The organism is Paenibacillus sp. J31R109, from assembly GCF_059692055.1.
The window spans coordinates 1-2,208 of record NZ_JCAUAR010000044.1 but is presented as its reverse complement, the minus strand read 5'-3'; the positions used below and the strand labels follow the sequence as shown (position 1 = coordinate 2,208).

The 2,208-nt window shown below is 43.3% G+C and carries 1 protein-coding gene; it reads right to left on the bottom strand.

The window, feature by feature from the left end; genetic code table 11:
* Positions 1-143 precede the first annotated feature (143 nt).
* Positions 144-1,940, bottom strand: coding sequence for a group II intron reverse transcriptase/maturase (ltrA, locus tag AC58QT_RS35945; RefSeq protein ID WP_497413119.1), 1,797 nt, complete (start codon positions 1,938-1,940; stop codon positions 144-146).
* Between the last annotated feature and the right edge of the window lie 268 nt (positions 1,941-2,208).

The following is a 2,208-nucleotide window of genomic DNA, read 5'->3' as shown; positions in this document are numbered from 1 at the left end:
GGTTGCAATAGGTAAGCATTTGATGTGATCTCCAGCTTTTCCCCTGCTCCACACGGAGCGTACGAGTTTCCCAGTACTCCGCGTTCCCTCTAACAGAATTTACTAAATCATAAGTTCCTCGTTACTCATTGATTTGGGATATGTTAAACTGGTCTTAATGCATATTTTTCACGGTATTTGTTGATCTGAACCATCATCAATTCCGTTAAACCAAGTTTATTCTTGAGTACGTCAATCGTCTCTTTTTGTGTTTGAAGGATGAGTTGCCCAACCTCTTTATGGAGGATACGTAAGTTATTAAACTTGTCAGTTCCACCTGTTTGGGGCGGGATATAGTGGTGGCAATGAACATCGGATGCGAAGAGATACATGCCTGTAATTTCGCATTTCCCCATTTTCATGCTATACCGACTAATCCGATTACCCATATATTCTACACTTTGATTCGGGATGCTAGATTTCGATAGGAAGTATATTTCCTGACGTAAATCTGGACGAAGTTTTTTGCATATTTGTTCTCTGCCTGCTGTGGTAAAGAGTGAGAGACCTGTACTAAAGCCCATCGTGTTCTTGGTTTTCACATTGGCAAGAGGATATAAATAAACATCTGCTATTTTAAAAGTCCTGTAACCCAAGCTGTAAAATTTACTATACGTTGGCGGTGGGTTTGCAGGATGCTCGTATTTCCCGATTTGTTTGAGACGATTGTACATGAAAGCTCGCAGATCGTAGGCAAGACGTGAGAACGCAACACTTACATGTGTTGCCCGATTGAAGTAATTGTGAATTCCAAGAACAAAACTGTTGAAACGTGCTGCGGTAAGTGCCGTTGGTGAAGACCTCATTTTGAGGATATACTTCTTGGCTTCGCCCCTCATCTTCTGTATTTTGCCCGATTTAATGCCCGTGTGCGCTACTCGCTTATGACCCTTTTTGTTCGCTCGGATTGTAAACCCAAGGAATTCCGACTCTCGTTTTCGCAGATTAATGATTTGCGATTTCTCTGGAGAAACGTCGAGTTTCAGACGATCTTTGAGATACAGAATTACCGCATGATACCACCTCTGGGCCGATCTCCAATCTCTACAAATGATTTTGAAGTCGTCGGCGTAACGCACCAGATATCCTTCTTTGAGTGTAGTACGGATTTTAGCGTATCTTTGGCTGTCCCTTGACTTTTTAGGTTGCTTCTTCAAGGGAAATAGCTCCCATTGACCTGCTACCCAGTGATCCAAGTCGTTCAGTACGACATTCGAAAGCAACGTGGATAACAGTCCTCCTTGAGGCACGCCTTTTGACGGTATTCCTTCCCCCTCGATTTTAGCTTTTAGCATTTTAGAGATGCAGGCAAGAACCCTTCTATCTCGAATGCCCATGTTCCAAAGTTGCTTCAAAAGCAGCGTATGGTTGACATTGTCGAAAAAACCCAAAATGTCGATATCTACTACATAATGCATCGAAGCCTGATTGATGAGAAACTGTACTCTTGCCATGGCATGGTGTGCTGATCGAAGGGGTCTGAAACCATAGCTATGGTTGTAGAATTGGGCTTCAGCTATGGGCTCAAGGACTTGCTTAAAGCACTGTTGAATGATACGGTCGAGGATGCACGGGATGCCAAGCGGTCTCATCTTACCGTTATCTTTTTCGATGAGTTTCCGTCTGACATTCTTGGGGCGATAGTTTTGCAGTTTGTTTTGGATTTCACTTACTAATTCGTTTTCGGGTCGTTGTTCGATGTCTTTGATGGTTAATCCATCTGTTCCTGGTGTCTTTGATCCTTTATTGGACTTCATTGTACGGTAAGCCAGCAAGATATTTTCTCTCGATGTTACGATCTCATATAGATGTGAGAAGGTTTCATTGTTTGCTGATCTTTCATGCAGATCCGTAAAAGATTCCGTCATGCCGTAATACTCCCAATTTCGTAAAGCTTGCACTGTGGCATCCCTCCTGACGAAGTGATGTCCCCACATTCCTACCTGATCGGTGCAATCCACGCATGGAAAATGATCGTTCTTTTCAATTAGACTTGGGGCTGTTCCTCCGCCTCCATTACAGAGGTTTCTTCGGTCGTGCCCCTGCCCTCACAAGGATAAATTCATTTCGGCAAATGCCTTATTGCAACCGTTTCGGGTAACAGCCCTTCTTGCAACGTCCCTTGCTTTCCAAGTCCCTTACAGCCTAGCTTTTTTTTTTTTTTTTTTT